General features: G+C 67.5%; 15 protein-coding genes and 1 tRNA gene. 5 read left to right on the forward strand and 11 right to left on the reverse strand.

All coding sequences use genetic code 11. From position 1 onward, the window contains the following. Positions 1-166: 166 nt before the first annotated feature. From rpsA to aroA, 4 genes are all read right to left on the reverse strand, one after another. Positions 167-1,870, reverse strand: a complete 1,704-nt coding sequence (gene rpsA, locus ACW171_RS09750) for a 30S ribosomal protein S1 (RefSeq protein ID WP_492092982.1) — start codon at positions 1,868-1,870, stop codon at positions 167-169. Between the two features lie 158 nt (positions 1,871-2,028). Beyond that, positions 2,029-2,679 (reverse strand): (d)CMP kinase, encoded by a 651-nt coding sequence (gene cmk / locus ACW171_RS09755; protein ID WP_492092983.1) that lies wholly within the window; start codon positions 2,677-2,679, stop codon positions 2,029-2,031. Next, positions 2,679-2,927, reverse strand: a complete 249-nt coding sequence (locus ACW171_RS09760; RefSeq protein WP_492092984.1) for a hypothetical protein — start codon at positions 2,925-2,927, stop codon at positions 2,679-2,681. Before ACW171_RS09760 ends, cmk begins: the two co-directional genes overlap by 1 nt. Positions 2,928-2,974: 47 nt before the next feature. Then, the gene (gene aroA, locus ACW171_RS09765; RefSeq protein WP_492092985.1) at positions 2,975-4,294 is read right to left on the reverse strand and encodes a 3-phosphoshikimate 1-carboxyvinyltransferase; all 1,320 of its coding nucleotides are present in this window, start codon (positions 4,292-4,294) and stop codon (positions 2,975-2,977) included. Between the two features lie 133 nt (positions 4,295-4,427). On the opposite strand from aroA, the gene ACW171_RS09770 reads away from it, so the two are divergent. The 5 genes from ACW171_RS09770 to ACW171_RS09790 all read left to right on the forward strand — a co-directional run bounded on the left by ACW171_RS09770 (position 4,428) and on the right by ACW171_RS09790 (position 8,444). Continuing rightward, positions 4,428-4,895, forward strand: coding sequence for a TIGR02300 family protein (locus tag ACW171_RS09770; RefSeq protein WP_492092986.1), 468 nt, complete (start codon positions 4,428-4,430; stop codon positions 4,893-4,895). A 181-nt stretch (positions 4,896-5,076) separates the two neighbouring features. Beyond that, positions 5,077-5,152, forward strand: a tRNA-Ala gene (locus ACW171_RS09775). A 188-nt stretch (positions 5,153-5,340) separates the two neighbouring features. Beyond that, on the forward strand, positions 5,341-7,560 hold the full coding sequence (locus tag ACW171_RS09780) for an AGE family epimerase/isomerase (protein ID WP_492092987.1): 2,220 nt from the start codon (positions 5,341-5,343) through the stop codon (positions 7,558-7,560). A gap of 115 nt (positions 7,561-7,675) precedes the next feature. Beyond that, entirely contained in the window at positions 7,676-8,092 is a 417-nt protein-coding gene (locus tag ACW171_RS09785; RefSeq protein ID WP_492092988.1) for an Hsp20 family protein, read from the forward strand. An 85-nt stretch (positions 8,093-8,177) separates the two neighbouring features. Next, complete coding sequence (locus ACW171_RS09790; RefSeq protein ID WP_492092989.1) at positions 8,178-8,444, forward strand: DUF1150 family protein; 267 nt, start codon at positions 8,178-8,180, stop codon at positions 8,442-8,444. Between the two features lie 91 nt (positions 8,445-8,535). Here the strand turns inward: ACW171_RS09790 and ptsN are convergent, their stop codons facing one another. From ptsN to ACW171_RS09825, 7 genes are all read right to left on the reverse strand, one after another. Continuing rightward, entirely contained in the window at positions 8,536-9,006 is a 471-nt protein-coding gene (ptsN, locus tag ACW171_RS09795) for a PTS IIA-like nitrogen regulatory protein PtsN (protein WP_492092990.1), read from the reverse strand. Between the two features lie 86 nt (positions 9,007-9,092). Next, positions 9,093-9,758 carry a ribosome hibernation-promoting factor, HPF/YfiA family gene (gene hpf / locus ACW171_RS09800; RefSeq protein ID WP_492092991.1) on the reverse strand — a complete coding sequence of 222 codons (666 nt, stop codon included), beginning with the start codon at positions 9,756-9,758 and terminating at the stop codon, positions 9,093-9,095. A 74-nt stretch (positions 9,759-9,832) separates the two neighbouring features. Next, positions 9,833-11,335, reverse strand: a complete 1,503-nt coding sequence (rpoN, locus tag ACW171_RS09805; protein ID WP_492096612.1) for an RNA polymerase factor sigma-54 — start codon at positions 11,333-11,335, stop codon at positions 9,833-9,835. Positions 11,336-11,427: 92 nt separating this feature from the next. Then, positions 11,428-12,219 (reverse strand): LPS export ABC transporter ATP-binding protein, encoded by a 792-nt coding sequence (lptB, locus tag ACW171_RS09810; protein WP_492092992.1) that lies wholly within the window; start codon positions 12,217-12,219, stop codon positions 11,428-11,430. 6 nt (positions 12,220-12,225) lie between these two features. Next, positions 12,226-12,714: an LptA/OstA family protein gene (locus ACW171_RS09815; protein WP_492092993.1), complete on the reverse strand. Its 489-nt coding sequence runs from the start codon at positions 12,712-12,714 to the stop codon at positions 12,226-12,228. A 1-nt stretch (position 12,715) separates the two neighbouring features. Continuing rightward, positions 12,716-13,375, reverse strand: coding sequence for an LPS export ABC transporter periplasmic protein LptC (lptC, locus tag ACW171_RS09820; RefSeq protein WP_492092994.1), 660 nt, complete (start codon positions 13,373-13,375; stop codon positions 12,716-12,718). Then, positions 13,372-13,992: a ribonuclease D gene (locus ACW171_RS09825; protein WP_492092995.1), complete on the reverse strand. Its 621-nt coding sequence runs from the start codon at positions 13,990-13,992 to the stop codon at positions 13,372-13,374. The genes lptC and ACW171_RS09825 overlap by 4 nt, the downstream gene beginning before the upstream one ends. Positions 13,993-14,099 lie beyond the last annotated feature (107 nt).

Consider the following 14,099-nt stretch of genomic DNA (forward strand, 5'->3'; position numbering starts at 1 on the left):
AAATGTCGGCAACCGTACACGGATTTCCGCCCAGCCATCGGGCGTGACCGGTTGCAGACCGACCTCACGGGCGGAAGGATATCAAAGAAAAGGGCGGCCGGATCGCTCCGGCCGCCCCTTCATTCCTGTCGAGCCTAAGGTTCGGCTCGACCGGGTCGCAAGGATTCTACTCCTTGCCGGCCTTCTCACGCAGGGCCGCGCCGAGGATGTCGCCCAGCGAGGCGCCCGAGTCCGAGGACCCGAACTGATCGATGGCTTCCTTCTCGTCGGCCATTTCCAGAGCCTTGATCGAGACGGAGACGCGGCGCGTGGCCTTGTCGATGCCCGTGATCTGGGCGTCGACGCGGTCGCCGACGGCGTAACGCTCGGGGCGCTGCTCGTTGCGGTCGCGGCTGATGTCCGACTTGCGCACGAAGGAGGTGACCGGCGCGTCGTCTTCGCCGAACTTCACTTCGATGCCGCCCGACTCGATGGACGTGACGGTCAGGGTGACGGTCTGGCCCTTCTTGTAGGTTTCGCCGTCGCCGACCGGATCGCCGCCCAGCTGCTTGATGCCGAGCGAGACGCGTTCCTTCTCGACGTCGACGTCCAGGACCTTGGCCTTGACCATCTCGCCCTTGCGGTAGCGCTGGATGGCTTCTTCACCCGAGACCGACCAGTCGAGGTCGGACAGGTGCACCATGCCGTCGATGTCGTTGTCCAGGCCGATGAACAGGCCGAACTCGGTGGCATTCTTGACTTCGCCTTCGACGGTCGAGCCGATCGGGTGGTTGGCGACGAACGCATCCCACGGGTTGTCCTGGGCCTGCTTGAGGCCCAGCGAGATGCGGCGCTTGGAGGCGTCAACATCCAGAACCACGACGTCGACTTCCTGCGAGGTCGAGACGATCTTGCCGGGGTGGACGTTCTTCTTGGTCCAGGACATTTCCGAGACGTGCACCAGGCCTTCGACGCCGGCTTCCAGCTCCACGAAGGCGCCGTAGTCGGTGATGTTGGTGATGCGGCCCGTGTATTTGGCACCGGGCGGGTATTTGGCTTCGACGCCGTCCCACGGATCGGACTGCAGCTGCTTCATGCCGAGGCTGATGCGCTGGGTGTCCGGGTTGATCTTGACGATCTGCACCTGGACGGTGTCGCCGACGGCGAGCACCTGCGAGGGGTGGGAGACGCGCTTCCACGACATGTCGGTGACGTGCAGCAGGCCGTCGATGCCGCCCAGATCCACGAACGCGCCGTAGTCGGTGATGTTCTTGACGACGCCGTCGCGGACTTCACCCTCTTGCAGCTGGCCGACCAGCTCCGTGCGCTGTTCGGCGCGTGCTTCTTCCAGGATCGCACGACGCGAGACGACGATGTTGCCGCGCGGGCGGTCCATCTTGAGTATCTGGAACGGCTGTTCCTTGCCCATCAGCGGGCCGACGTCGCGGACCGGACGGATGTCCACTTGCGAGCCCGGCAGGAAGGCCGAGGCGCCGCCCAGGTCGACGGTGAAGCCGCCCTTGACGCGACCGACGATGGCGCCGTTGACCGGGTGACCTTCGGCGAACACGACTTCCAGACGGGTCCAGGCTTCTTCGCGACGCGCCTTGTCGCGGCTGATGACGGCCTCGCCCAGGGCGTTCTCGACGCGCTCCAGGTAGACTTCGACGTCATCGCCGACCTTCGGGATGACGGCGCCTTCGCCCTGACCGAACTCGCGGGCGGGGATGCGGCCTTCGGTCTTCAGACCGACGTCGATGATGATGATGTCTTTTTCGATGCCGACGACGCGGCCGTGAACGACCTGGCCTTCGCCGAGGTCGCGGCCTTGCAGCTGCTCGTCGAGCAGGGCGGAGAAGTCGTCGCGGGTGGGGTTGAGAGTATCAGCCATGAAGCTCTGATGGTTCCGATAGGGCTATGGCGCGTGACCGGACGGCCCCGCGCGAGGTGGAAGTTGCAGTTGGGATAGTCGGTCGTGGACGCGAGGTTCAGTTGAACCAGGGGCGCCCGCGGAAGCCGAGGACGGAGCGCTGGATTTGCGGAACGGGCCTAGAGGCCGTGTTTCGCTCGCGCCGCCTCGACGATACGGCGGGCCGCATCGAAGGCGGCTTCTATATCCAGTTCGGTCGTATCCAGCAAGACGGCGTCGTCGGCCTGGATCATGGGCGCCGAGCCGCGGCCCGCGTCGCGTTCGTCGCGGCGCTGGATATCGGCCAGCATGGCCTCGTAGGTGATCATGTCGCCGCGCGCGTTGAGCTGGCGCCAGCGCCGGTGGGCGCGGGTCTCGGCCGTAGCGGTCACGAACAGCTTGGCGGGCGCGTTCGGGGCGATGACCGTGCCGATGTCGCGTCCATCCAGGACCGCGCCGCCCGCCTGGGCCGCGAACGCCTGTTGCAGATCCAGCAGGGCCGCGCGCACGCCGGGGAAGCCCGCAACGCGACTGGCCGCCTCGCCCGCGTCGCCCGAGGTCAGGGCCGCGTCATCGGACAGCCGGTCGGTGTCGAGGGCGCGGGCCGCTCGTTCCGCCGCCTTGGCGTCGCCCAGGTCACCGCCGCCGGTCAGGACGTCGAGGCCGACTGCACGGTAGAGCAGGCCGGTGTCGAGGAACGGCAGGCCGTAGTGGGCGGCCAGGCGCGAGGCGATCGTCCCCTTGCCCGAGGCGGCGGGGCCGTCGACGGCGATGACGAAAGGAACGGTCATTAAGGCTGTTCGCTACCACGTCCGGGCCCGACCACAATGTCCCATGCGGTGGAAAGCAGTCCGGCGAGCGACAGAAGGAACAGCAGGCCGATGAACCCGAGGCCGATGTAGAACTGATCCGGGTCGGTCAGCCGATCAGCGACGAAAGTTCCTTTGGCGCCCCGGGGGCCGCTTCGGACGGCGATCTCTCCGGCGGCGTTGACGGCCAGGAACCACCAGCCCAGCAGCGGGGTGACGATCAGGGTCAACACGAGCCTCATCGGATCGCCCTCCGGCCCCTTCTCGAAGCGAGAGATCAAGCCCCGACGTCTCCGCCCAACCCCTGCATCATCTCGACGAAGCCGGGGAAGGAGGTGGCGATCATGTCGGGCTCGTCGACCGTGACCGGCTGTTCGGCCGCGAGACCGAGCACCAGGTGGCTCATGGCGATCCGGTGGTCGTGGGCGGTGTGGACGGTCGCGCCGCCGGGAACGGAGCCGCCGGTGACGATGAAGCCTTCCGGTTCCTCCTCCACCGCGACGCCGCAGGCACGCAGGCCGTCGACCATCAGGCGGATGCGGTCGCTCTCCTTGACCCGCATCTCGCCGACGCCGCGCATGACCGTCCGGCCCTCGGCGAAGGCGGCGGTGGCGGCGAGGATCGGGTACTCGTCGATCATCGACGCGGCGCGGCTCTCCGGCACGACGACGCCCGTCAGAGCGGAATGGCGGGCGGTGATGTCGCCGACATCCTCGCCGCCCGAGACGCGGCGGTTTGCGATGGTCAAGTCGGCGCCCATCTCGATCCAGGTGTCGAACAGGCCGGTGCGGAGACGGTTCAGCATCACCCCTTCGACCGTCACCTCCGAGCCCGGAACGATCAGGCCGGCCGCCAGAGGGAAGGCCGCCGATGACGGGTCGCCCGGCACGGCGACGGCGGTTCCGGTCAGTGGCTGGCCGCCTTGCAGGCGGATGATCCAGCCCTCGCCGTCTTCCTCGACGTCCACCACAGCTCCGAAGGCGCGCAGCATCCGCTCGGTGTGGTCGCGGCTCTTTTCCGGTTCGGTGACGGAAGTGACGCCGTCCGCGTTCAGCCCGGCCAGCAGGATCGCCGACTTCACCTGGGCCGAGGCGACGGTTTGGACATGGTCGATGGCGTTCAGCCTTCCGCCGGTCAGGGTCCCCGGCAGCAAGCCCGGCTTGCCGCTCCAGTCGAAGGTCGCGCCCATGCGGGTGAGATGGTTGGTCACCCGACCCATCGGGCGGGACCGCAGGGATGCGTCGCCGTCGAAGGTCGCGGAGATCGGATAGCCGGCCGCCGCCCCCATGAGCAGCCGCACCCCCGTTCCGGCGTTGCCGCAGTCGATGACGCCGGCCGGGGTCTGGAAGCCGCCGCGTCCGGTCACACGCCAGCGTCCGCCGCCCAGCCTCTCGACCGTCGCGCCGAAGGCCTCGGCCGCACGGGCGGTGGCCAGGACGTCGTCGCCTTCCAGCAGGCCCTCGACCTCGGTCACCCCGGTCGCCATGGCGCCCAGGATCATCGCGCGGTGGGAGATGGATTTGTCGCCCGGCGCCCGCACGGTTCCCCTGAGAGGATGGCCGGAGCGCGCGGTCAGATGGGAGGCGTTGGAGGCCAAGAAAGGCTCCGTCAGACAGAATGCGGGAGGGAGCGGGCACGGCCACGCTGAACACGGCTTTTGACAGCGGCCCCCCATGGTGGCAAGGGACGCGGCCGAAATCCCCTCCTCCATCCAAAGGTCTCCATCACCCGTGGCCGATCCCAAACTTGGCGCCAAGCAGGTCTGTCCGAACTGCCAGGCCAAATTCTACGACCTGGGCCGCCGCCCGGCGCACTGCCCCAAGTGCGACACCGAGTTCGATCCCGAAGAAGCCATCAAGCTGCGCAGCCGTCGCGGCCGTCCGGGCGGCTATGCCGCTGACGACGCCGAAGACCAGGTCGTCGAGAAGAAGGCCACCGACGACGAGGACGAAGAAGAAGACGATACCGTCGCAACCCCGGAAATCGACCAGGAAGGCCATGAGCCGATCCTGACGCCCGACGACGAGGACGAAACGACGGCCGATCCGTCCGAAGAATCCGGCATGGGCACGACCGACGGCGACGACGACGACGTCCTGGGCGACGACGACGATGACGACTCCGTCCCCTTCATCGAGGACGAAGACGACGACGCCTTCGACGGCGACATCGCCAAGGGCTCGAAAGACGAAGACTGATCGCAGTCAACCATTTGATTTCCTGACAGGTTTCGGCCTGTCGGGGGTCGAACGAAAGAATGCGAAAATAAATGACGGAAGCGGGTTGATCTGAAAATCGACCCGACATAGTTTCCGCCGCCTTGACGGGGCCCAGACGGACCCGTCGAACCAGACCGACGGACGGTGAGTCCAAAGGTTCGGGGCTTTAGCTCAGCTGGTAGAGCGCTTGCATGGCATGCAAGAGGTCAGCGGTTCGACTCCGCTAAGCTCCACCAAATTCCGAGGGGCCGGTTGCATCGCAGCCGGCCCCTTTTGGTTTCGCAGAACCGCGTTGCCCAGAAGGACACACCCGCCGGTTATCCTTCGGGATCCCCGCCGGACTGGTTGCGACCGCTCGGTGGTCCCGTTAGGTTTCGCGGGTCGAGAGGTATGCCCGAACAGGGTCTTGGTCCGGGCAATCACGATGGCGCTTTACCCGGTAATCATGTGCGGCGGATCCGGCACCCGCCTGTGGCCCGCCTCACGACCGTCACGCCCCAAACAGTTCATTCCCCTGTCCGGCAACCGATCGCTGTTCCAGGAGACCGTGGCCCGCGTCGCGCCCCTGACCGGGGACGACGGCATGCTGATCATCGTCGGGGCGGTGCGCCACCGCGAGTGGATCGTCGACCAGTTGCGAGAGATGGAGGTCACCGCCCAGGTGTTGCTGGAGCCGGAGGCGCGGGATTCCGCCGCCGCCATGGCCGCCGCCGCCGCATGGGCCGCCCGTCACGATCCCGAGGCCGTGATCGCCTTCGTCGCCTCCGACCACCATATCCCGGACCATGACGCCTTCCGCGAGGCGGTGACGACGGCGGCCGAGGGGGCGACCGGCAGGCGGATCGTCACCCTGGGCGTGACGCCGACCGAACCGTCCCAGGCCTATGGCTACATCAAGCCGACCGGCCGTGGCCTGTCGGCGGTCGGAGCCTTCGTCGAGAAGCCGGATCGCGTCCAGGCGCAGGCCTATATCGACGCCGGCTACCTGTGGAACAGCGGCAACTTCATCGCCTCGGCCCGGACCCTGATCGACGAGATGAGCGTCCATGCGCCGGCAGTCCTGGACGCCGCGAGCGCTGCCCTGCCGGACGAAGGCTATGACCGGGTCCAGACGCTGGGCCCGGCCTTCGCCGGATCGCCCAAGATTTCGATCGACTATGCGGTGATGGAAAAGACGGCCCGCGCCTCGGTGCTGGAGGTCGATTTCGCCTGGTCGGACCTGGGCGCCTGGGACTCGATCGCCGCCAGCGGCGAGGGAAGCACGGGCCTGCACATCCTGGAGGACGCCGAAGGCTGTCTGGTCCGGGCACCCGACGGGGTGCTGGTCGCGGTGCTGGGGGTGCGGAACCTGGCCATCGTGGTCGAGGACGATGCGGTCCTCGTCTCCGACCTGGCCCAGTCGCAGAGCGTCAAGAAGATCGTGGCGCGGATCGCGACCACCTCGCCCCGCCACCTGGATTTCGCCGCCGAGCCGCCGGAGGGTCTGGCGGAAGGCGCGGCGCGGTTCGCCGACTGGCTGCGGGTCCGCGCCCTGCCGATCTGGTCGACGCTCGGCCAGGCGACCGACGGCGCCTTCTCGGAGATGCTGTCCCTGGCGGGCCGTCCGCTCAGCAGGCCGCGTCGCGCACGGGTGCAGGCGCGCCAGATCTTCGTCTACGCCAGCGCCGGCATGAACGGCTGGCAAGGCCCCTGGCGCTGCATCGTCGAGCGCGGGCTGGAGCGGCTCTACTCCGACTATCTGCGCCCGGACGGATTGTGCCGGACGACGCTGACCCCGGACGGCGCGCCGCTGGATGACACGCCGCACCTCTATGACCAGGCCTTCGTCCTGTTCGCCCTGGCGACCGCCAAAAGCGCGGGCGTGGACGACCCGACGCTGGAGGCCCGCGCCGTGACGCTGCGCGACGCCCTGCTGGCCGCCGCCCCCGCGACGGGCGGGCTGATCGAGGCGGGCGACCATCCGTATCAGGCCAACGCCCACATGCACCTGCTGGAGGCCTGCCTGGCCTGGGAAAGCGTCGGAGGCGATGCGGGCTGGGCGGCTCTGGCCGACCGGATCGTCGACCTGGCCCTGACGCGGTTCATCGACCCGGAAGGCGGCTTCCTGCGGGAGTTCTTCGACGCCGACTGGCGCCCGGCCGAGGGTGAGGACGGACAGCTGGTCGAGCCCGGCCATCAGTTCGAGTGGGCCTGGCTCCTGGCGCGCGTCTCGCGGATGCGGGGCCGTGCAGACGTCCTGACGGCGGCCCAGCGGCTCTATGCCTATGGCCGGCGCGGCATCGCCGAACGGAACGCCATCGCCATCGCCATCGACGCCATGAACGACGACGGCACGGTGCGCAGCGGGCGGGCGCGCCTGTGGCCCCAGACCGAATGGCTGAAGGGGTCGCTGATCCTGTCGGAGACCGCGGTCGACGGCGAGCGACAGGCCTTGATGGAGGATGCGGCGAGTGCGCTACGAGCGCTGTGGCTCTATCTGACGCCGGACGGTCTGTGGCGGGACAAGCACCTGCCCCAGGGCGGCTTCCTGGACGAGCCGGCGCCGGCCAGCTCATTCTATCACATCGTCGCGGCCTTCAATCAGGTGGCGGAGACCGGCAAGGCCGAGGGTCTGCGCGACATGGCCGATATCGACCTCGGCTGACGGCGTCTGGACGGGCTTGCTCCCGTCGCCCCGCCTGCCCATATCGGTTCCACGGCCGACGCCTCGCCGATCCCGGGGGGCTTCAAGGCCGCAGTCGCTTGTCGAGGACTGAACCATGACGACCCGAACCGTGCTGTTCGACAGCCCCTTCCTGTTGGGCTTCGACCAGACCCGCGCCCTGATCGACCGCGCCGCAAAGGCGGCGGCCGAGAGCTATCCGCCCTATAATGTCGAACAGCTGGGCGACAATGCTGTCCGCATCTCGCTGGCCGTCGCCGGGTTCTCGCCCGACGATCTGGCCATCACCATCGAAGGGCGACAGCTGACCATCGCCGGCAAACGCGAGGCGGCCTCGCCGGACCAGGCCTTCCTGCATCGCGGCATCGCGGCGCGCGGCTTCGTCCGCAGCTTCGTCCTGGCCGACGGGCTGGAGGTGGAAGGCGCCCGGCTGGAGCACGGACTTCTGCACGTCGATCTGGTCCGGCCCGAGAACCTCGAGCCCGTCCGACGCATCCCGATCAGCGTCGGCTGATCCGTTCACCTGACGCCCGACGACGCGGCTGCGAACCCGAGCCGTATCCGGGCGTTTGTCACTCTTGAGTAAGGAGGCGGTCGCTATGACGCCGATGATGACCAATAAGGATTTTGCCGGTCTGGGTGCGCCCGACCTGGTTTACGTGCGCGAGATCACAGCCGCCGACGTCATGGCGGACGCCCTGACCGACGCGCCGCTGGAGGACGCCAAGGGATTGGTGATCGATCCAGATCAGACCCTGTACGCGGTGCATGGCGCGGACGGCGAGCGGCTGGCCGTCATGCTGGACCGCGAGACGGCCTTTGCCGCCGCCGTGGCCCATGAGCTGGCGCCGGTGTCGGTGCACTGACGGCAAGGCCGTCACTCAATCACGTAGAAACGCGCTCAAGCAGAGAGCAGCCGCGCCGCGAGGATAGGGTCCGAGGCAGGGGCGGCGGTGTCTACGCCGCCGTGGCCGGAGCCTTGGCGTCACTGACGAACAGGGCGTGGATCGCGTCTTCGGTATGGGCCTGACGCAACTGCTCGCGCAGTTTCGGGGACCGCATGGCCCGGGAGACCGCCGCCAGAGCCCGCAGATGCTCGGCACCGTCGCGGGGCGGTGCGAACAGGGCGAACATCAGGTCGACCGGGCGATCATCCACGGCGTCATAGACTACGGGTGTGTCCAGGCGCACGAACACAGCCTTGATGCTGTCCAGACCCGCCAGTCGGGCGTGCGGAACCGCCACCCCCGAGCCGAGGCCCGTCGAACCAAGAGCTTCGCGCTCCATCAAGGCGTCGAAAACGCGGGCCTCGTCCAGGCCCAGAGCATGAGCCGCAGCGGTCGCGACCCCGTGCAGAGCCTGCCGCTTGGAAGACGCGCCGGATCTCAGAACGATACCGTCCTGAACCAGCAATTCCCCGATATCCATAATCGTCCCGACTTACATACTCGAGGTTGTGGGCAGCACCCTTTGGGCGCGCGCCGTCTAGACGGTTCGCGCGCCCATGGGAAGCCTTATGCGCCAGAACCGTTTACAGAACCGTGTCCATTGAGGGAGGCGGTACGCTCGGGATCGATCCAGCCGACGTTGCCGTCCGGTCGGCGATAGACCACCGACAGGCCGCCGTGCGCCGCATTCTTGAACAGCACGACCGGATAGCCGGTCATGTCGAGTTCGAGCACCGCGCGACCGACGGTGATGGTGCGGATCTCCGAAACGCTTTCGGCGATGACCATGCCGACAGGAGGCGGACCGTCGTCGGCGCCGGCCGTGTCGAACATCGAATCCTCGACGTCATCGTCGGGGTTGCGCAACACGATACTGCGGGCGACCGAGGCGGCGGCCATCTCGGTCTTCTCGGGCGACAGGCCCTTGGGACCGATGTGGTGATCCTTGAGGCGGCGCTTGTAGCGACGGACCCGCTTCTCGAGCTTTTCGAGACTGTCGGTGAAGGCGGCATGGGCGTCGCCGCCGAGGCCGGTGGTCACGAGCGACTGCCCGGATGCGAGGCGGACCCAACAATCCACCTTGAAGCCGTGGCCGTCCTTGGACACCACGACCTCGGCGTCTTGACCGCCGCGTTCGAAGTATTTTCCGACTCCGTCTTCGAGTTCCTGGGAGATGCGCGAGCCTAACGCTTCGCCGACATCCACGTGCTTACCACTGACTTGGATCTGCATCTCGATAGAACGCGACCGACCGTGAAAGGTGTCAATCGGGAACGCCGATTTTACAGTCACGCTTTGTTGTTCGGTCAGCCGGTCTTCAGCATGCGGCGGCGCTCGATCGAGGATGGAATCCTGAGCGCTTCCCGATACTTGGCGACGGTCCGTCGGGCGATGTCGATGCCCGCTTCCTTGAGAATCTCGACGATCCGGTCGTCGGACAAAACGTCGCCGTCACGGCCTTCGTGGTCGATCATCGACTTGATCCGATGACGGACGGCCTCGGCGGAGTGGGTCGCGCCGCCGTCGGTCGCCTGGATCGCGGCCGTGAAGAAGAATTTCAGCTCGAACACGCCGCGCGGGGTCGAGACGTATTTGTTGGAGGTGACCCGGCTGACGGTCGATTCATGCATGCCGATCGCATCGGCCACGGTCTTCAGATTGAGGGGCCTCAAGAACTCCACGCCGAAGGCCAGAAAGGCGTCCTGCTGGCGCACGATCTCTGACCCGACCTTCAGGATGGTCTTTGCTCGCTGGTCCAGCGACTTGACCAGCCAGTTGGCCTGGGCCGCGCAGTCGGCGACGAAGGCCTTCTCCGTCTCGGTCCGCGCGCCGGCCGAAACCGAGGCGTGATAGCGTTTGTCGACCAGCAGACGCGGCAGGGTGTCGGAGTTCAGTTCCACCCGCCAGCCGCCCGCCGGATCCGGCCGCACATGGACGTCGGGGATCACGGTCTGGGCGATCTCGCCGGCGAAGCCCGCGCCCGGCCGGGGCGTCAGGGCCTTCAGCTCGGAGATCATCTCCGACAGGTCCTCGGCATCGACGCCGCAGACGGCGCGCAAACCGGACAGGTCGCGCCTGGCCAGCAGGTCCAGATTGTCGAGCAGGGCGCCCATGGCCGGATCGAAGCGGTTGCGCTCGATCAGTTGCAGTTGAAGGCATTCCGGCACCGACCGGGCCATGACGCCCGTCGGCTCGAACCCCTGACAGACGGCCAGCACCGCCTCGACCCGCTCCAGGCCACAGCCCAGCCGGTCGGCGATCTCGGCCAGTTCTGCGCGGAGGTATCCGCCGTCATCGACCCCATCAATAAGCGACAAGGCGATGGCGTGATCCGTGGCCGAAAACCCGGCCGAGGACGCCTGCTCCTGCAGATGCTCCCACAGGGTGGGATCGTGGCGTTCGGGGCGTTCGCCGCCGTCGCCGTCGTTGAACGACCCGCCCTTGCCCGCCGCAGACCAGTCGGACAGGCCCGGCTGTTCGGCGGCCTCGTCGGACAGACGGTCCGAGGTGCGTTCGCCCGGCGTCGCGTCGCCATAGACGTCGTCCTCGCGCGCATCGACGGTAGAGGACCGGTCGGAGGTCTCGGCGTCGGAGAAGCTCAGTTCGCTGGAGTCCGCCGGCGCCTCGCGTGCGACCTCGGCCCCAGTCTCGGGCTCCTCGCGCTGGAGCAGCGGATTCTTCTCGAGCTCGGCCTCGACGTATTCGTCCAGCTCCTGGTTCGACAATTGCAGCAGCTTGATCGCCTGCTGCAGCTGGGGCGTGATGACCAGCCCCTGCCCCTGCCGAACCTCGAGCCTCTGACCGATCACCTGGAGCACCCCCGAGGGCCGTCTTGGCCCGGAACTTGCTGTCAGGATGAACGCGATCGGTTAACGCGGGCTTTCTGTGGTCCGAGACGGCGTCAGCCGTAGAGGTCGCCCAGATAGACGCGGCGAACCTCGGGGTCATGGATGACCTCGTCGGCGGTGCCTTCGAACAGCACGCTGCCGTTCGAGATGATCGAGGCGCGGTCGATGATGTCGAGCGTCTCGCGGACATTGTGATCCGTGATCAGGACGCCGATGCCCTCGCCCGCCAGATAGCGGATGACCTGGCGGATGTCGGCGATGGCCAGGGGGTCGATGCCGGCGAAGGGCTCGTCCAGCAGCATGAAGCTGGGCTTGCCGGCCAGGGACCGGGCGATCTCGACGCGCCGACGCTCGCCGCCCGACAGGCCGGTGGCGGGCGCATGGCGCAGGTGCTGGATGTTCAGCTCTTCCAGCAGACGGGTGGTTTCGATCTCGATGGCCTTGCCCGTCTCGTTCAGTTCGACGACGGCCATGATGTTCTGTTCGACCGTCATGCCGCGGAAGATGGAGGCTTCCTGCGCCAGATAGCCCAGGCCCATGCGGGCGCGCTGGTACATCGGCTGGGCCGTGATCTCCTCGCCGTCCAGCCAGATCGAGCCACTGTCGGCCGGGATCAGGCCGGTGATCATGTAGAAGCAGGTGGTCTTGCCGGCGCCGTTGGGCCCCAGCAGACCGGCCACCTCGCCCCGCTGCACCGTCAGGGAGACGTCGGAGACCACCTGACGTGCGCCGAAGGCCCGGGCGATGTTCCTGACCCGCAGACCTTTTTCAGGCGCGGGCTCGGGCGCGACGGCCGTGGCCGCGCGGTCTTCCAGATTGAGGGCTGAGAGTTCCTTGCGGGCCATAAAGGCTCAGTTGGTCCCGCTCGGATAGAAGACGCCGCGCACACGGCCGCCGTTGGCCGCCGGGCCGCCCTGGATCCGTGCCTGACCGGTATCGACATTGTAGCTGAGGCTGGCGCCCGTCAGGACGTTCTGACCCTGGGTCAGGATGACGTCGCCGGTCACCACGACCGTCGAGTTCGCGACCGTATAGACCGCACGGTCTCCGCGGATCGTCTCGTTTGGGGTGACGTAGTAGACCTCGCCCGAGGCCTCTATCCGCGTCAGTTCGCCGTCCGACACATCGCCCTGGATGGCGTTGGCGCGCAGGCGGGTCTGCCCTTGGGTGATCTCAGCCCGCCCGCTCAGCGTCAGGTTGGTATTGGTCATCTCACCGTCGTCGGCCCCGAAGCCGATCGGCTGGTTGCTGACGTTGGAACGGGTCTGGGCGATCGCTGCGCCGCCGAGGCCCAGGGCCAAGACGGCCGCGCCGGTCAGGATGAGGTGGGTCGTCTTCATGTCATTCACCGGAAGCGGGGCTTATGGTCCCCTGCACCTTGTTATCGCCGGAACCGCTGAACACGACCCGTTGGCCCTGTTCATGGATGGCATAGGACGTTGCCGAGATGGTTCCAAGAGGGCCGCGCCCCTGGACGCCCTTGTCGCCGGTCACGACGCCCGTCGCCGTATCGACCACGGCCTCCGGCGTCGTCAGGGTGAAGCCCGATCCGCCGTCGGAAATCCTCACGTTCGGACCGATGGTCACGCTGCGGTCGGCCTCGTTGTAGATGCCGGCGTCGGCGGTCATCTCGGTCACCTTGGTGCCGCCGAGATTGAGCCTCAGCACCGGCCCGTTGAGCCGGAAGCGCCCTGTCGCCGGATCGCGCACCGCGCCCTGGGCGCCGATGATGAAGGAGCGCCCCTGTGTGTCCTGGCCGTGGAATATGGGATTATCCAGGCGGATTTCCCTGGACTGGCTGGCCTCGCGCTCGACGCCGGACATGACGGTGCGGAACACCGTCCAGGTCAGGGCCCCGCCCGCCAGCACCACGATCAAGATCGGCAGAAGGCGACGATACAGCTGGACCCGCCGCGAGCGCGAGCGCCAGCGGCCGGCCTGTTCGGCCAGCCGCGCCTCGTCGGCGCGCTTGCGGTCCTGTGCCGGGTCGAAGTCGGTCATCTGGCCCAGGTATGAGCGAAGACGTCGTCCTCGAACCCGTCGAGGTCGAGACGCGCCCGCACCGGCAGGAAGTCGAAACAGGCCTGGGCCAGCGCCATTCGGCCCTCGCGGACCAGCATGTCGTTCAGGCGGCGCATGATGACGTGCAGGTGCAGGACGTCGGACGCCGCATACTCCAGCTGGGCCTGCGACAGTTCGGCTGCGCCCCAGTCCGACGACTGCTGGGCCTTGGACAGGTCGATGCCCGCCATCTCGCGCGCCACATCCTTCAGCCCATGCCGGTCGGTATAGGTCCGCGCCAGCTTGGACGCGATCTTGGTGCAGTAGACCGGCCCGGTCTCGACGCCCAGATGCAGCTCCACCATGGCGATGTCGAACCGGCCGAAGTGAAAGATCTTCAGCACGTCCCGATCGGCCATCAGCCGCTTCAGGTTCGGGCAGTCGTAGTCGGGGCGGTTCATCCGCACGACATGGGCGTCGCCGTCCCCGGCCGACAACTGGACGACGCACAGGGGATCGCGCCGGAACCTCAGTCCCATGGTCTCGGAATCGACGGCGACCTCGGGCCCCAAGTCGAGGCCGTCGGGAAGGTCGCCTTCATGCAGATAAACGGTCATGCCTTCCCCTAAACCAGCAGGGGCGCGGAGGCGATAGCGCACCCGCTCGCGCTCAAGCAGCGAGACGCCGCGCGTCGAGCGGTAGCGCACCAAAAAGAAACGGCGCT

The sequence above is a fragment of the Brevundimonas sp. FV1ye28 genome (genome assembly GCF_058681135.1).

What these genes read in the sequence shown, in the direction of transcription:
- ACW171_RS09785 (WP_492092988.1), top strand. Translation starts at nt 7,676, where the DNA reads ATGACGACCCGAACCGTGCTGTTCGACAGCCCCTTCCTGTTGGGCTTC.
- rpsA (WP_492092982.1), bottom strand. Translation starts at nt 1,870, where the DNA reads ATGGCTGATACTCTCAACCCCACCCGCGACGACTTCTCCGCCCTGCTC.
- lptC (WP_492092994.1), bottom strand. Translation starts at nt 13,375, where the DNA reads ATGACCGACTTCGACCCGGCACAGGACCGCAAGCGCGCCGACGAGGCG.
- ACW171_RS09825 (WP_492092995.1), bottom strand. Translation starts at nt 13,992, where the DNA reads ATGACCGTTTATCTGCATGAAGGCGACCTTCCCGACGGCCTCGACTTG.
- hpf (WP_492092991.1), bottom strand. Translation starts at nt 9,758, where the DNA reads ATGCAGATCCAAGTCAGTGGTAAGCACGTGGATGTCGGCGAAGCGTTA.
- lptB (WP_492092992.1), bottom strand. Translation starts at nt 12,219, where the DNA reads ATGGCCCGCAAGGAACTCTCAGCCCTCAATCTGGAAGACCGCGCGGCC.
- ACW171_RS09780 (WP_492092987.1), top strand. Translation starts at nt 5,341, where the DNA reads ATGGCGCTTTACCCGGTAATCATGTGCGGCGGATCCGGCACCCGCCTG.
- ptsN (WP_492092990.1), bottom strand. Translation starts at nt 9,006, where the DNA reads ATGGATATCGGGGAATTGCTGGTTCAGGACGGTATCGTTCTGAGATCC.
- ACW171_RS09790 (WP_492092989.1), top strand. Translation starts at nt 8,178, where the DNA reads ATGACGCCGATGATGACCAATAAGGATTTTGCCGGTCTGGGTGCGCCC.
- ACW171_RS09815 (WP_492092993.1), bottom strand. Translation starts at nt 12,714, where the DNA reads ATGAAGACGACCCACCTCATCCTGACCGGCGCGGCCGTCTTGGCCCTG.
- cmk (WP_492092983.1), bottom strand. Translation starts at nt 2,679, where the DNA reads ATGACCGTTCCTTTCGTCATCGCCGTCGACGGCCCCGCCGCCTCGGGC.